Annotated in this window: 14 protein-coding genes; 12 read left to right on the plus strand and 2 right to left on the minus strand. The window is 61.2% G+C overall.

All coding sequences use genetic code 11. The features are described from left to right. The first annotated feature begins 19 nt into the window (after positions 1-19). The 10 genes from hslV to tatC all read left to right on the plus strand — a co-directional run bounded on the left by hslV (position 20) and on the right by tatC (position 7,503). Positions 20-553, plus strand: a complete 534-nt coding sequence (gene hslV, locus CWI66_RS04070) for an ATP-dependent protease subunit HslV (RefSeq protein ID WP_016916135.1) — start codon at positions 20-22, stop codon at positions 551-553. A gap of 9 nt (positions 554-562) precedes the next feature. Beyond that, the gene (hslU, locus tag CWI66_RS04075) at positions 563-1,885 is read left to right on the plus strand and encodes an ATP-dependent protease ATPase subunit HslU (RefSeq protein WP_081192694.1); all 1,323 of its coding nucleotides are present in this window, start codon (positions 563-565) and stop codon (positions 1,883-1,885) included. Between the two features lie 86 nt (positions 1,886-1,971). Next, positions 1,972-2,400: a gamma-butyrobetaine hydroxylase-like domain-containing protein gene (locus CWI66_RS04080; protein ID WP_016916133.1), complete on the plus strand. Its 429-nt coding sequence runs from the start codon at positions 1,972-1,974 to the stop codon at positions 2,398-2,400. A 121-nt stretch (positions 2,401-2,521) separates the two neighbouring features. Next, a complete protein-coding gene (ubiE, locus tag CWI66_RS04085; protein ID WP_100730994.1) occupies positions 2,522-3,277 on the plus strand; it encodes a bifunctional demethylmenaquinone methyltransferase/2-methoxy-6-polyprenyl-1,4-benzoquinol methylase UbiE in 756 nt (251 codons plus the stop codon). A 37-nt stretch (positions 3,278-3,314) separates the two neighbouring features. Next, the gene (locus tag CWI66_RS04090; RefSeq protein ID WP_039181658.1) at positions 3,315-3,977 is read left to right on the plus strand and encodes a ubiquinone biosynthesis accessory factor UbiJ; all 663 of its coding nucleotides are present in this window, start codon (positions 3,315-3,317) and stop codon (positions 3,975-3,977) included. Continuing rightward, complete coding sequence (ubiB, locus tag CWI66_RS04095) at positions 3,974-5,596, plus strand: ubiquinone biosynthesis regulatory protein kinase UbiB (protein ID WP_081192698.1); 1,623 nt, start codon at positions 3,974-3,976, stop codon at positions 5,594-5,596. The genes CWI66_RS04090 and ubiB overlap by 4 nt, the downstream gene beginning before the upstream one ends. Positions 5,597-5,650: 54 nt before the next feature. Further along, positions 5,651-6,004, plus strand: coding sequence for a phosphoribosyl-ATP diphosphatase (locus tag CWI66_RS04100; protein WP_016916129.1), 354 nt, complete (start codon positions 5,651-5,653; stop codon positions 6,002-6,004). A gap of 24 nt (positions 6,005-6,028) precedes the next feature. Then, positions 6,029-6,310 (plus strand): Sec-independent protein translocase subunit TatA, encoded by a 282-nt coding sequence (gene tatA / locus CWI66_RS04105; RefSeq protein ID WP_039181664.1) that lies wholly within the window; start codon positions 6,029-6,031, stop codon positions 6,308-6,310. A 3-nt stretch (positions 6,311-6,313) separates the two neighbouring features. After that, on the plus strand, positions 6,314-6,730 hold the full coding sequence (gene tatB / locus CWI66_RS04110; RefSeq protein ID WP_081192701.1) for a Sec-independent protein translocase protein TatB: 417 nt from the start codon (positions 6,314-6,316) through the stop codon (positions 6,728-6,730). Next, positions 6,727-7,503 (plus strand): twin-arginine translocase subunit TatC, encoded by a 777-nt coding sequence (gene tatC, locus CWI66_RS04115; RefSeq protein ID WP_081192702.1) that lies wholly within the window; start codon positions 6,727-6,729, stop codon positions 7,501-7,503. The genes tatB and tatC overlap by 4 nt, the downstream gene beginning before the upstream one ends. A gap of 84 nt (positions 7,504-7,587) precedes the next feature. Here the strand turns inward: tatC and elbB are convergent, their stop codons facing one another. Further along, positions 7,588-8,247 carry an isoprenoid biosynthesis glyoxalase ElbB gene (gene elbB / locus CWI66_RS04120; RefSeq protein ID WP_100730995.1) on the minus strand — a complete coding sequence of 220 codons (660 nt, stop codon included), beginning with the start codon at positions 8,245-8,247 and terminating at the stop codon, positions 7,588-7,590. A 186-nt stretch (positions 8,248-8,433) separates the two neighbouring features. On the opposite strand from elbB, the gene hemB reads away from it, so the two are divergent. Next, entirely contained in the window at positions 8,434-9,441 is a 1,008-nt protein-coding gene (gene hemB / locus CWI66_RS04125; protein WP_016916124.1) for a porphobilinogen synthase, read from the plus strand. Positions 9,442-9,556: 115 nt separating this feature from the next. Beyond that, a complete protein-coding gene (gene ppk1, locus CWI66_RS04130) occupies positions 9,557-11,767 on the plus strand; it encodes a polyphosphate kinase 1 (RefSeq protein WP_100730996.1) in 2,211 nt (736 codons plus the stop codon). A gap of 46 nt (positions 11,768-11,813) precedes the next feature. On the opposite strand, the gene metE is transcribed toward ppk1, so the two are convergent. Further along, on the minus strand, positions 11,814-14,111 hold the full coding sequence (metE, locus tag CWI66_RS04135; RefSeq protein ID WP_100730997.1) for a 5-methyltetrahydropteroyltriglutamate--homocysteine S-methyltransferase: 2,298 nt from the start codon (positions 14,109-14,111) through the stop codon (positions 11,814-11,816). Positions 14,112-14,174 lie beyond the last annotated feature (63 nt).

Below are 14,174 nucleotides of genomic sequence, written 5' to 3' on the forward strand. Positions count from 1 at the left end.
CCCCCAAGGAGTTATCTCCATGACCACCATTGTCTCCGTTCGCCGCGGTAACCAGGTCGCCCTTGCTGGCGACGGCCAAGTATCGCTGGGCAACACCGTGATGAAAGGCAACGCCAGCAAGGTTCGCCGCCTCTATCGCGGCAAGGTACTGGCCGGTTTTGCCGGCGGCACAGCAGATGCCTTTACACTGTTCGAACGTTTCGAAGCTCAGCTGGAGAAGTACCAGGGCCATCTCACCAAGGCGGCCGTGGAGCTTGCCAAGGATTGGCGCACCGACCGCGCCCTGCGCCGCCTGGAAGCGCTACTGGCCGTGGCCGACCACAGCGCCTCGCTGATCATCACCGGCAACGGTGACGTGGTCGAACCCGAACGCGGCATCATCGCCATCGGCTCGGGGGGCAACTACGCTCAGGCCAGCGCCCGCGCGCTGCTCGAAAACACCGATCTCTCCGCCCGTGAAATCACCGAAAAATCCCTGCAAATCGCGGGTGACATCTGCGTATTCACTAACCACCACGTCACGCTCGAAGAGCTGAACATCGACGACCGTTGAGGCCCCTTTATGACTCAGATGACACCCCGTGAAATCGTCCATGCGCTGGACCAGTACATCATCGGCCAGCAGGATGCCAAACGCGCCGTTGCCATCGCGCTGCGCAACCGCTGGCGGCGCATGCAGCTCGACGATGACCTGCGCCCGGAAGTCACCCCCAAGAACATTCTGATGATCGGCCCCACCGGCGTGGGTAAAACCGAAATCGCTCGCCGCCTGGCCAAACTGGCCCGTGCGCCCTTCATCAAGGTCGAAGCCACCAAGTTCACGGAAGTGGGCTACGTGGGTCGCGACGTGGAATCGATCATCCGCGACCTGATGGAAGCCGCCATCAAGATGGTGCGCGAGCACGCCAAGGAAGAAGTCGGCCACCGCGCAGAAGATGCCGCCGAAGACCGCGTTCTCGATGCGCTGCTGCCGCCGCCCCGCGGCCAGGAAGAGCAGCCCCGGGACGATAACAGCACGCGCCAGCTGTTCCGCAAGAAACTGCGCGAAGGCCAGCTGGACGACAAGGAAATCGACATCGAAATCACCGCCCAGAGCCAGGGCATCGACATCATGACGCCGCCGGGCATGGAGGAGATGACCAGCCAGCTGCAGAGCCTGTTCTCCAACATGGGCCAGCAAAAGCGTGAAAAGCGTCGCGTTACCGTCAAGGAAGCCCTGGTGCTGCTGCGTGACGAGGAAGCGGGCAAGCTGGTCAACGAAGAGGAGATCAAGGCCCGCGCCGTCGAGGCCGTCGAGCAGCACGGCATCGTCTTCCTGGACGAGATCGACAAGGTGGCCAAGGGCAGTGGCCAGTCCAGCGGTGGTGAAGTATCACGCGAGGGCGTGCAGCGCGACCTGCTGCCACTGATCGAAGGCTCCACGGTGTCGACCAAATATGGCATGGTGAAGACCGACCATATCCTGTTCATCGCCTCCGGTGCTTTCCACTTGGCGCGGCCTTCCGACCTGATCCCCGAGCTGCAGGGTCGCTTGCCCATTCGCGTTGAGCTGGATGCCCTTACTCCCGGCGATTTCAAGCGCATCCTCACCGAGCCTTCCGCCTCGCTGACCAAGCAGTATCAGGCGCTGCTGGGCACCGAAGGGCTGGACGTAGAGTTCACTCCCGACGGCATCGAGCGCATTGCGGAGATCTCCTGGCAGGTCAACGAAGGGACCGAGAACATCGGCGCGCGCCGCCTGCACACGGTCATGGAGCGGCTGCTGGAAGAGGCCTCGTTCAAGGGCGGCGATATGGATAGCCCGCTGGTGATCGATGCAGATTACGTTAACGCGCAGTTGGGAGAACTGGCGGTAGACGAAGATCTCTCCCGCTATATTCTGTAACCTCTGCCGCACCCCGACACCTGGCCACCCCGGCCAGGTGTCGCTCGTGCCTGAGCGACGTCACGCCAACCATGAGTGCCCCGACCATGAACGCCTCCAACACCCACACGTCTACCCACACCCCCTCTACTCCCGATGCCCCGGTCCCCACCCGAGTGCACTACCACAAGCAGGCCCGCGAGTTGGAACTCGGCTACGCCTCGGGGGACACCTACCGGCTGCCCGTGGAGCTGCTGCGCGTCTACTCTCCCTCTGCCGAAGTGCGTGGCCACGGTGGCGACACGGCGGTACTGCAAGTGGGCAAGAAGGACGTCGGCCTGCAGAACATCACCCAAGCGGGTAACTACGCCCTCAAGCTGCACTTCGACGATGGCCACGACAGCGGCCTCTACAGCTGGAACTACCTGCACGACCTCGCGACGCATCAACACGCTTACTGGAACAACTACCTCGAGCGGCTGGAAGCAGCGGGTGCCTCTCGCGAGCCTGCGGGCATTCAATTCAAGCAGCTGTGACGCCACGCCCCAGTTGAGGCGCAGACAAAGCAGGCTCGAGAAGGCTACAATGTTGGCCATCAATGATTGCGATGACCTTATGGTCGACTACTACCGCCTCGAACTCGGGAGCTGAAGCCCCATGAGCCCCACGGAAAAACGCACCACCCATTTTGGCTACCAGGAAGTCCCGGTCGACGAAAAAGCCTCACGCGTCGCCGATGTTTTCCACTCGGTCGCCGCCCGCTACGACGTCATGAACGACCTGATGTCCCTGGGCATCCACCGTGTGTGGAAGCGCCTCACCATCGAGCGTGCTGGCGTTCGCCCCGGCCATCATGTGCTGGACATCGCTGGCGGCACGGGGGACCTGACCCTCAAGTTCTCGCGTCTGGTCGGCCCCCGCGGCAAGGTCGTGCTGGCCGACATCAACGCCTCCATGCTCAAGGTAGGCCGCGACAAGCTGATGGACAACGGCGTCGGTGGCAACGTCGAGTACGTCCAGGCCAATGCCGAGTGTCTGCCCTTCCCGGACAACAGTTTCGACTGCATCACCATTGCCTTTGGCCTGCGCAACGTGACCGACAAGGACGCTGCGCTGCGCTCCATGGCACGGGTACTCAAGCCCGGCGGCCGCCTGCTGGTGCTGGAGTTTTCCAAGCCCAACAACCCGCTACTCTCCAGGGCCTACGATGAGTACTCGTTCCGGCTGTTGCCCAAGATGGGCGAACTGGTCGCCGGCGACGGCGAAAGCTACCGCTACCTGGCCGAATCGATCCGCATGCACCCCGACCAGGAAACCCTGAAGGGCATGATGGAAACCGCCGGGCTCGATCGAGTGGAGTACACCAACCTGACCGGCGGCATCGTCGCCCTGCACCGCGGCATCAAGCTATGACGCCTCGCACGCTGACCCACCGAACGATGAGGCCCGCATGCTAGTCACCCCGACCCTGCTGCTGGCCGGTTGTGAACGCACGCTGAACGCACTGCTTGCCCGTGACCCTGCTGCCCCTGGGCGGCTGGCCGCGCTGGCGGGCAGCCGCCTGCTGGTGCGTCTGGAAAAGCCACAGCTGGCGCTGCTGCTTTGCTACCACAATGCCGGACTGGATCTGCAGCACGGCGACGACGTCGATGAAAGCGACGTGGATGCGGTGGTCGAACTGACCCCGGAAACCCTCTCGGAGTGGCTCAGCGGTGCCTCCGTGGAGCGGCTGATGTTCGAGGGCAAGCTGGCCATTCGGGGGCATGTCCACTTATTGGAAGCTACCCGAGAGCTGCTGCTGGACCTGGAGGTCGACTGGGAAGGTGAGCTGGCACACTGGCTGGGCGACATGCCTGCCCATTCGCTGGCCGAAGGGCTGCGCCGCGCGGCACGCTGGGGGCTACGCGCCAAGGACGAGCTACTGCAGGATGTGTCGGAGTATGTCTTCGAAGAGGCACGCCTGCTGCCAGGCCGCCAGCAGCGCGACGTGCTGCGCGACCACCTCACCGAGCTGGAAATCGCCACCGACCGCCTGGATGCCAGACTGCAGCGCCTGAATCGGCGTCTCACGCAGTTGGCCAAGGCCAATGCGCCCGAGGAGCCGAGCGAATGAGCCTGCGGCTGTTCAAGATTCTCTGGGTAGTGACTCGGCATCGCCTGGATACCCTCGTACCTGCCGAGCGCATGCCGCTCTGGCTGCGGCTACTGACTCGCTTTTCGCCCCTCCAACTGGTGCCGGTGGGCAAGCGCAGCCGCGGCGAGCGGCTGCGGCTGGCGTTGGAGGCACTGGGCCCGATCTTCATCAAATTCGGCCAAATGCTCTCGACCCGCCGCGACCTGCTGCCGGAAGACATTGCCGACGAGCTGAAACGTCTGCAGGATCAGGTGCCGCCCTTTGCTGGCGAGCTGGCAGCGGCCCGAGTGGAGAAAGAGCTGGGCATGACCCTGGTGGAGGCCTTTGCGGCCTTCGACCGCGTGCCCCTCGCCTCGGCCTCCATCGCCCAGGTGCACGCCGCCACCCTGCACGGTGGCGAAGAGGTCGTGGTCAAGATCATTCGCCCCGGCATCGACCGAATCATGCGCCAGGACATGGGGCTGATGTACCAGGTAGCGAAGCTGCTGGCCAAAGTGCCCGAAGCCAGACGCCTGCGCCCGGTAGAAGTCATTCGCGACTATGAAGCCACCCTGTTCGACGAGCTGGACCTCTACAAGGAGGCGGCCAACACCTCTCAGCTCAAACGTAATTTCAAGGACTCGCCGCTCCTCTTCGTGCCCACCATCTACTGGCCCTACACCCGGCGCCACGTGATGGTGCAGGAGCGCATTCGCGGCGTACCGGTGGCCGACCTGGAGACCTTGCGGGCCCGCGGCACCAATCTGAAAAAGCTCGCCGAGCGCGGCGTGGAACTATTCTTCACCCAGGTATTCCGGGACAACTTCTTCCACGCGGACATGCATCCCGGCAATATCTTCGTCAACTGTGACGACCCGGACGACCCCCAGTACATCGCCATCGACTGCGGTATCGTGGGCAGCCTCACCCGGGAAGACCAGGATTATCTGGCGCGCAACCTGCTGGCTTTTTTCCATCAGGACTATTACGAGGTCGCTTCCCTGCACATCGAGTCGGGATGGGTGGGCGAGAACACCCGTGCCAACGAATTTGCCGCAGCCATTCGTACCGTGTGCGAACCGATTCTGGAAAAGCCTCTGAAGGATATTTCCTTTGGGCAGGTGCTGCTGGGGCTGTTTCAAACGGCGCGACGCTTCAACATGGAAGTTCAGCCGCAGCTGGTGCTGCTGCAGAAAACCCTGCTTAACATCGAAGGGCTGGGGCGTCAGCTCTACCCGGAGCTGGACCTATGGAGCACCGCCAAGCCCTACCTGGAAAAGTGGATGAGAGAGCGCGCGGGTATCGGCGGGCTCTGGGCATCGCTCAAGCGCCAGGCGCCGGAGCTTTCGCATCAATTGCCAGAGCTGCCGGCGCTGGCACATCAGGCGCTCAGCCGCATGGAACATGAACACCGCCAGCGGCATCAGCAGGTCACCGCGCTCAGCCAGATGCGCCACCAGTTGAAACAACAGGGCAAACGCCAGCATCGGCTGCGCATCGGTTTGGCACTCGTGGCCATCGCGCTTGCCTGGCAGCCGCTGAGCAGTTGGGCCGCCACCCAGGATTGGCCGATTCTGGCAGCTGCCGGGGTCGGGTTGCTGCTGCTGATCTGGCAGTGAGCCTTTCCAGCACGTGCCGGATGACACTCTATTGCGATGAATAACGAGAACACCATGACAGATGCCAACCAAGCTCCCGTACTGGACGCTCTGGCCGACGTTTTGAAACAGCGTCGCCATGCCCAACCAGAAGAATCTTATGTTGCCTCCTTGCATCATAAGGGTTTGAACAAGATACTCGAGAAAGTGGGCGAAGAGGCCACCGAAACGCTGCTGGCCGCCAAGGATGCCGAGCATGGCGATGAGCAGGCCCGCCAAGCGTTGATCGCCGAAACGGCCGACCTGTGGTTTCATAGCCTGGTCATGCTGTCGCATCTGGATCTGGACCATCAGCCCGTGCTGGACGAGCTTGCGCGACGGTTTGGAATCTCTGGTCACGACGAAAAAGCGTCCCGATCACAACGTTAACCCTGCATCCATGAGGAAACGCATATGTTAGGTGGTATCAGTATTTGGCAGCTGCTGATTGTTCTGGGCATCATCATCCTGATTTTCGGCACCAAGAAACTGCGTAACGTGGGCACCGACCTGGGCGGCGCGGTCAAGGGCTTCAAGAAAGCCATGCACGAGGAAGAGAAGGACGGCGACAAGCCCTCTGACCAGCCTCAGGCCAAGGTCGCCCACGAAGAGAACGGCAACACCTACGACGTTCAAGCTGAGCAGAAGCCAGCGGCAGACGTTCACTCTGGCGACCGCAACGAAGAGCGCAAATAACCCATGCTGGATATCGGCTTTCTTGAACTCATGCTCATCGGCGTCGTGGCACTGCTGGTGCTGGGCCCGGAACGCCTGCCCAAGGCGGCGCGCACGGCGGGTCTATGGATCGGCAAGATCAAGCGCACGGTATCCGGCATGCAGCGTGAAATCAGTGCCCAACTGGAAGCCGAAGAGCTGCGGCAAAAGCTGAATGAGCAGCAGAAAAAGCTCGATGACAGCCTGAAAAAAGCCAAGCAGGATGTCGAGAGCATTGCTGACGCCCCTTCAGCCGTGCCTGCCCAGCCTTCCGCCCAGGCAGACACCGAACAGCGGGTGGCCAGGGCCAGCGCACGACTGGATGACGCTTTGCAGACCGTGCGTGAAGACCTGCCGAGCGACACCGATACGGCCGATCAAAAGGATAGACCCCACTCATGAGCATGTCTGGCAACTCCCAGCCACCGCACAACGACCAGGGCCAGGCGCCTCTCATCGAGCATCTGATCGAGCTGCGCTCGCGCTTGATGAAGGCGGTCGTGGTGATCCTGGTGATTTTCCTGGGGCTCTATGCTTTTGCCAACGATATCTACACCTTCGTGGCCGAGCCGCTGATGGCACTGCTGCCCGAAGGTTCCCAGATGATTGCCACCGAGGTCGCCTCGCCCTTCCTGGCACCTTTCAAGCTGACACTGGTAGTGGCGGTCTTCATTGCCATTCCTTTCGTGCTGCACCAGGCCTGGGCCTTCGTGGCGCCGGGGCTTTACGATAACGAGAAAGCGCTGGCCATTCCGATTCTCGTTTCCAGCGTGGCGCTGTTTTATGCCGGGGCAGCGTTTGCCTATTACGTGGTGTTTCCGCTGCTGTTCGAGTTTTTTACCCAAACGGGGCCGGAAAATGTCGCGGTGATGACCGACATCAACCAGTACCTGAACTTCGTGCTCAAGCTGTTCTTTGCATTTGGCGTGGCCTTTGAAATACCCATCGCCACGTTCCTGCTGATTCTCTCCGGCGCGACGACCGTGGAAAGCCTGTCGAAGAAGCGCCCGTATATCATACTGGGCTGCTTTGTCGTCGGTATGCTGCTGACGCCGCCCGATGTGATTTCTCAAAGCCTGCTGGCGATTCCCATGTACTTGTTGTACGAAGTGGGGTTGCTGTTTGGCCGTCTGGTGCGTAAGCCAAAAACCACCGAGGAAGAGCAGACCGACTAGCGCTCCTGTATGCTCAAGGCCATTAAAAAGCCTCTGTCATCCCACGATGACAGAGGCTTTTTCCCTACGGGCTTGCCAGCCAGCCTAACCCATCATTTCATCGATACGCTCCACTAGTTTGAAGATGCCCGTGGCAGCTTCACTGATGCGCGTTGCCAGCATATAGGCAGGCGTGGTGACCACGCGATGCTCGAGATCCACGACGATCTCTTCCACGCCGCAGCTACGGTGCAGCCCGCCCATGGCACTGATCGCCCCGGATACGCCCGGATCATGACCTACCGTGACGGCGATGCCATCCCCCAACAGCCGGGGCACCATGACCGGGGAAATGCACATCAAGCCAATCGGCTTGGCGTCTTTCTTGAATCCTGCCAGCGCCTCCTTGACGCTTTCCAGCACCTGCATCTCGTCACCTTGCATGGCAAAGTCACACAGGTTCTTGGCAACGCCAAAGCCACCGGGCACGATCACTGCATCGAAATCATTGGACACCAGCTCGGTGATCGGACTGATCTCGCCACGCGCCAGACGGGCCGACTCCTGCAGCACATTGCGTCGCTCACCCTCCACCGGCGTCTGATCCAGGTGGTTGATGACGTGATGCTGCTCTACATCGGGTGCAAAGCAGCGATACCCGATGCCCAACTGATCCAGACGCAGTAGTGTCAGTGTCGTTTCGTAGATTTCCGAACCGTCGAACACGCCACAGCCGGCTAATACCACCGCTACCTGCTTGGTCATACCTCTACTCCTTGTCGAAGCCATGCGAATGGCTGAGTGACTCACTTTAGTCAGTCTGCCCTGCGGCCACAAGGCGGCTTTCGCTGCATGGCATGACTGATATACTCAACCCACGCCCAGAGAGTTGTCCGCGCTATTGGCCAATGCTCGTGGGGCATCCTTTTCGAGACTGTCTGGAGAGAGCCGTTGAACACCTCAAGCCCGCGCCACTTCCCCGCCACCCGCATGCGCCGCATGCGCCGGGACGACTTCTCACGCCGTTTGATGCAGGAGTCGACCCTGACGCCCAACGACCTGATCCTGCCGGTGTTCGTGCTGGAAGGCGAAAATCAGCGTGAAGCGGTGGCCTCCATGCCCGGCGTGGAGCGTCTGTCCATCGACCTGCTGATCGAGCAAGCCAAGGAGGCCCATGCCCTGGGCATACCGGCCCTGGCACTGTTTCCGGTGATCGGCGCCGAGCAAAAAAGCGAGCTGGCCGAAGAGGCCTACAATGCCAGTGGCCTGGTACAGCGCACCGTGCGTGCCCTCAAGGAAGCCGTGCCAGAGCTTGGCATCATCACCGATGTGGCGCTGGACCCGTACACCAGCCACGGTCAGGACGGCATTCTCGATGCCCAGGGCTACGTGCAAAACGACCGTACGGTGGACACGCTGCTCAAGCAGGCTCTTTCTCATGCGGAAGCCGGCGCCGATGTCGTGGCCCCCTCCGACATGATGGATGGCCGGATTGGTGCGATTCGCCAGGTACTGGAGCAGGAGCAGCTGCACAACGTGCGCATCATGGCGTACAGCGCCAAGTACGCGTCGAACTACTACGGCCCCTTCCGGGATGCCGTCGGCTCCGCCGCCAACCTGGGCAAGGCCGACAAACGCACCTATCAGATGGACCCCGCCAACAGCGACGAAGCACTGCACGAAGTGGCGCTGGACATCGCCGAAGGCGCCGACATGGTGATGGTCAAGCCAGGCATGCCTTACCTTGACGTGGTGCGGCGTGTCAAAAGCGAGCTGCAGGTGCCGACCTTCGCCTATCAGGTGAGCGGTGAGTACGCCATGCACCGCGCGGCCTTCGACAACGGCTGGCTGGCCGCAGAGCCGGTGATTCTCGAATCGCTGATGTGTTTCAAACGGGCAGGTGCCGACGGCATATTGACCTACTTCGCGTTGGAAGCGGCGCGTCTTTTGCAGCGCTGACGCCATCAAGATGACAAATCGGTGACACCTGTTTGTCATCTTCCCCCTGCATACTTGACGCAATTCGCGTTATAACAAGCAGCATGGGCAAGCGCCATTACCGCAGGGGGCCAGCATGGAAGACAACTCAGCCGATTCCAACACCGATGTCAGCAGTGCAGTGCCCGGTAACGAGACTTTCGTTAGCGACAGTACCGAGGTACTGCCTTTACGGGTCAACCGTACACCGACAGGAGTACAGGCCCGTGAAGTACTCCCGGAAGCCAACCTGGATGACCCACAGCTCTACTTCAATCGAGAGCTTTCGCACCTGCAGTTCAATATTCGCGTGCTGGAGCAGGCGCTGGACGATGCGCACCCGCTGCTGAACCGTCTCATGTTCCTGCTGATCTTCTCGTCCAACATGGATGAATTCTTCGAAATCAGGGTCGCAGGGCTCAAACATCAAATGGCGCTGGGCGATGACACCACCGCCGCCGATGGTCGCTTACCCAAGGCCGTGCTGGGGGAGATTTCCACCATTGCCCACCAGCAAATCGCCCGCCAATACGCGATCCTCAATGACACCCTGCTGCCTGCCCTGGAAGCCCAGGGGCTACGTTTTCGCCGCCGCGATCAATGGACCGAGGCGCAGAAGGCCTGGGCGCGGGAATTTTTCGATAACGAGATCATGCCGGTCATCAGCCCCATCGGCCTGGACCCCTCTCATCCGTTCCCTCGGCTGGTCAATAAAAGCCTCAACTTCATCGTCGAGCTCGATGGTAAAGACGCCTTTGGCCGTGCTGGCGGCATGGCGATTCTGCCCGCCCCACGCTCGCTGCCACGGCTGATGGCCTTGCCCAGAGAGCTGTGTGCAGAGGGCTACACCGAGTATGTCTTTTTGTCTTCGCTCATACATGCCCATGCCGAAGAGCTGTTCCCCGGCATGCGCGTGCGCGGCTGCTATCAGTTCCGCCTGACCCGCAATGCGGACATGACCGTCGACCCGGAAGAGGTCTCAGACCTGGCATCGGCGTTACGCGGCGAGCTGCTAGCACGGCGCTATGGCAGCGGCGTACGCCTGGAGGTCGCCGATAACTGCCCGGATGAGCTCATCAACTTCCTGCTACGCCAGTTCGAGCTGGACAACGACGATCTATACCGCGTACAGGGGCCAGTGAACCTGACCCGCATGATGGCCGTGCTGGGCGACGTGGACCGCCCCGAGCTGCTCTATCGCCCGTTTACCCCCAGCGTGCCCAAGGGCTTGAAGGGCGGCAGCCTGTTCAGCGCCATTGCCAACAACGACATTCTGCTGCACCACCCCTTCCAGGCCTTCTCCCCCATCGAAGACCTGCTGCGCGAAGCCGCACGCGACCCGGACGTACTGGCCATCAAGCAGACGCTCTACCGTACCGGTGCCGACTCCTCCATCGTCAGCGCGCTGGTGGATGCCGCCAGCCAGGGCAAGGAGGTCACCGTGGTCATCGAGCTACGGGCACGCTTCGACGAAGCAGACAACCTGCAGCTTGCCTCGCGCCTACAGGAAGCCGGGGCCATCGTCATCTACGGCATCATGGCCTACAAGACCCACGCCAAGATGCTGCATATCGTCCGCCGTGAGCGGGGTGAGCTGCGTCACTATGCACATCTGGGCACCGGCAACTACCACGCCAGGACCGCCAAGCTGTATACCGACTACAGCCTGCTGACTGCCAACAAGGCGCTGTGTGCCGACGTGCACAAGGTCTTCCAGCAGCTCTCGGGCATGGGCCGCGCGCGTAAGATCGATACGCTGCTGCACGCGCCGTTCACGCTGCACGAGCGGCTGGTGGAAATGATCGATCGGGAAGCCCAGGTCGCCCGCAAGGGCAAACGTGGCCATATCATCATCAAGTGCAACTCGCTGACCGAGCCCAAGCTGATCAAGGCGCTTTACCGAGCCTCTCAGGCGGGCGTGGAGTGCGACCTGATCATTCGCGGCATGTGCTGCCTGAAACCCGGCGTGCCGGGCGTATCAGACAACATTCGCGTACGCTCGATCATTGGCCGCTTTCTGGAACATACCCGAGTCTTTCACTTCCATAACGACGGCAAACCGGAAACCTGGTGCTCCAGCGCCGACTTCATGTCGCGCAACATGTTCCACCGCGTGGAAACCTGCTTCCCGCTGCTGGACAAGAAACTCGCCACCCGGGTGCGCAAGGACCTGGAGACCTACCTGGTCGATAACTGCCAGAGCTGGCTACTGCAGAGCGATGGCAGCTACCAGCTTCAGGACCCGGGCCACGGCGATGCCATCAGCGCCCAGGAAACACTGCTCTACGCTTACGCCACGAAGAGCTGACGCCGAGGCCGCCGCCCAGCCGGGGCGGCTCAGGCACACTTCCCTCTCACGTGTGTTGCTGGCGCAGCTGGCGGGCAGCTTTCACCATATTGGCCAGGGCCGGCTCCACATCGGCCCACTCACGGGTTTTCAGCCCGCAGTCAGGATTGACCCATAGCCGTTCAGCGGGAATCTTTTCCAACGCCTTCTCCATGAGCGCGGCCATCCAGCTCACCTCGGGAGTGTTGGGCGTGTGAATGTCGTATACCCCAGGCCCAATTTCATTAGGGTAAGCAAAGTCCTGGAAAGCATCCAACAGCTGCATGTCAGAGCGCGATGTTTCGATGGTGATCACGTCCGCGTCCAGGGCCGCAATGGCACCGATGATATCGTTGAACTCCGAGTAACACATATGGGTGTGAATCTGGGTACTGTCGGCAACCCCGGCCGCACTGAGCTGAAAGCTCTCGACGGCCCAATCCAGGTAGGGCTGCCACTCGCTCTGGCGCAGCGGCAAGCCTTCACGCAGGGCGGGCTCGTCAATCTGGATCACCCGAATTCCCGCGCTTTCCAGGTCACGAACTTCATCACGCAGTGCCAGGGCTATCTGGCGACAGGTGAGGGCTCGGGGCTGGTCATCACGCACGAAGGACCATTGGAGAATCGTCACCGGGCCGGTCAACATGCCCTTCATCGGCTTTTGCGTCAGCGACTGGGCGTACTCACTCCAGCGCACCGTCATGGGCGCGGGGCGGGCTACATCACCATAGATGATCGGCGGTTTGACGCAGCGTGAACCGTAGCTTTGTACCCAGCCAAATCGGGTAAAGGCAAAGCCGTCCAGCTGTTCACCGAAGTATTCCACCATGTCGTTACGTTCGGCTTCGCCATGTACCAATACATCCAGCCCCAGAGCTTCCTGGCGTGCGATGACATAGGCAATTTCCTGCTCCATTCTCGCGTCGTAATCGGACTGTCCAAGCTCACCGGCTCTGAATGCTCGTCGTGCTTCACGAATCTCGCTGGTTTGCGGGAAGGAGCCAATGGTAGTGGTGGGAAACAGTGGGAGCGCCAGCGCACGCCGCTGTTCCAGCGCGCGTTGGGGGTAAGCTGACCGTCGCTGGCTATCTGCTGGTGTGATGCCTGCGAGGCGCGTGCTTACCTCGAGCTGGTGGATACGCCGCGACTCACGCCGCGTGTCCAGCGCACGTGTGGCCTCGTTCAAGCGCTGCTCATCGGCAGGCGTGGCGCGGTTGTCGATCAGACGCGCTAGGCTGACCACCTCGTCCAATTTCTGACGAGCGAAGGCCAGCCATGATCGCAGCTCCGGGTCCAGGCTATCTTCCTGGGCCAAATCCACGGGCACATGGAGCAGCGAGCAGCTGGGCGCCAGCCAGAGCCGCCGGCCGAGACGCACCTTGATGGGCAGCAGGCGTTCACGCAAGGCGGCCAAATCGGCCCGCCAGACATTGCGGCCATCGACCAAACCGAGCGAAAGAATCTGGTGCGGACTCAAACGGTCAATGACACTTTCGACCTGCTCTGGAGCACGCACAGCATCGATATGCAGCCCAGCGACCGGCAGTCGAGTGGTCAAGGCAAGGTTATCGCCCAGGGCGCCAAAATAGGTCGCCAGCAACAGTTTCGACGGTGCCGCCTGAAGGCGATGATAAGCGCGTTCGTACGCCTGCTGCCAAGCCACGGGCAAGTCCTGCACCAGAGCAGGCTCATCGAGCTGCACCCACTCCACGCCCTGGGTCGCCAAGCGCGCCAGGATATCGCTGTAGACATCCAGCACGCTATCCAACAGCGTGAGTCGATCAAAACGGCTGCCCTTGGTCTTGCCCAGCCACAACCAGGTCAGAGGCCCCACCAGTGTGACCTTGGGGGTGAACCCTGCCTGCAGCGCTTCATCGACCTCATCGAACAGCCGCTCCGAGGCCAGTGTGAAGCGTTGGCCCTGGTGAAGTTCGGGCACCAGGTAGTGATAGTTGGTATCGAAATACTTGGTCATCTCGCAAGCGGCAGCGGGCTTTCCGCTGGGTGCTCGCCCGCGAGCCATACGAAACGCGGTATCCAGGTCTACCCTACCGTGACTGACTTCATCGGCAGCATCAAAGCGCTCGGGTACCGCCCCCAACATGGCCGAGACATTCAACACCTGATCGTAAAAGGCGAAGTCACCGACGCTGACCATGTCCAATCCAGCCGCCTGCTGAATTTGCCAATGATGGAGCCGTAGCGCCTGAGCGGTGCTCTCCAGGGCTTCTCGGGTGGCGTCACCGCGCCAGTAGGCCTCGGTGATTTTCTTCAGCTCACGTTGTGCACCAATGCGGGGGTAGCCGAGTATATGAGACACTGTCATGATGAATCCTTCCCATGCGAATGATGTCACTCAGTTTGCTCACCGCACCAAAGTGAATCAAAC

It is taken from the genome of Halomonas sp. 141, assembly GCF_002810305.1.
GTDB classification, from domain to species: domain Bacteria; phylum Pseudomonadota; class Gammaproteobacteria; order Pseudomonadales; family Halomonadaceae; genus Vreelandella; species Vreelandella stevensii.

Coding starts and splice junctions, on each gene's coding strand:
- metE (WP_100730997.1), bottom strand. CDS start 14,111: ATGACAGTGTCTCATATACTCGGCTACCCCCGCATTGGTGCACAACGT.
- tatC (WP_081192702.1), top strand. CDS start 6,727: ATGAGCATGTCTGGCAACTCCCAGCCACCGCACAACGACCAGGGCCAG.
- tatB (WP_081192701.1), top strand. CDS start 6,314: ATGCTGGATATCGGCTTTCTTGAACTCATGCTCATCGGCGTCGTGGCA.
- elbB (WP_100730995.1), bottom strand. CDS start 8,247: ATGACCAAGCAGGTAGCGGTGGTATTAGCCGGCTGTGGCGTGTTCGAC.
- ubiE (WP_100730994.1), top strand. CDS start 2,522: ATGAGCCCCACGGAAAAACGCACCACCCATTTTGGCTACCAGGAAGTC.
- ubiB (WP_081192698.1), top strand. CDS start 3,974: ATGAGCCTGCGGCTGTTCAAGATTCTCTGGGTAGTGACTCGGCATCGC.
- hslV (WP_016916135.1), top strand. CDS start 20: ATGACCACCATTGTCTCCGTTCGCCGCGGTAACCAGGTCGCCCTTGCT.
- CWI66_RS04100 (WP_016916129.1), top strand. CDS start 5,651: ATGACAGATGCCAACCAAGCTCCCGTACTGGACGCTCTGGCCGACGTT.
- tatA (WP_039181664.1), top strand. CDS start 6,029: ATGTTAGGTGGTATCAGTATTTGGCAGCTGCTGATTGTTCTGGGCATC.
- hslU (WP_081192694.1), top strand. CDS start 563: ATGACTCAGATGACACCCCGTGAAATCGTCCATGCGCTGGACCAGTAC.
- ppk1 (WP_100730996.1), top strand. CDS start 9,557: ATGGAAGACAACTCAGCCGATTCCAACACCGATGTCAGCAGTGCAGTG.
- CWI66_RS04090 (WP_039181658.1), top strand. CDS start 3,315: ATGCTAGTCACCCCGACCCTGCTGCTGGCCGGTTGTGAACGCACGCTG.
- CWI66_RS04080 (WP_016916133.1), top strand. CDS start 1,972: ATGAACGCCTCCAACACCCACACGTCTACCCACACCCCCTCTACTCCC.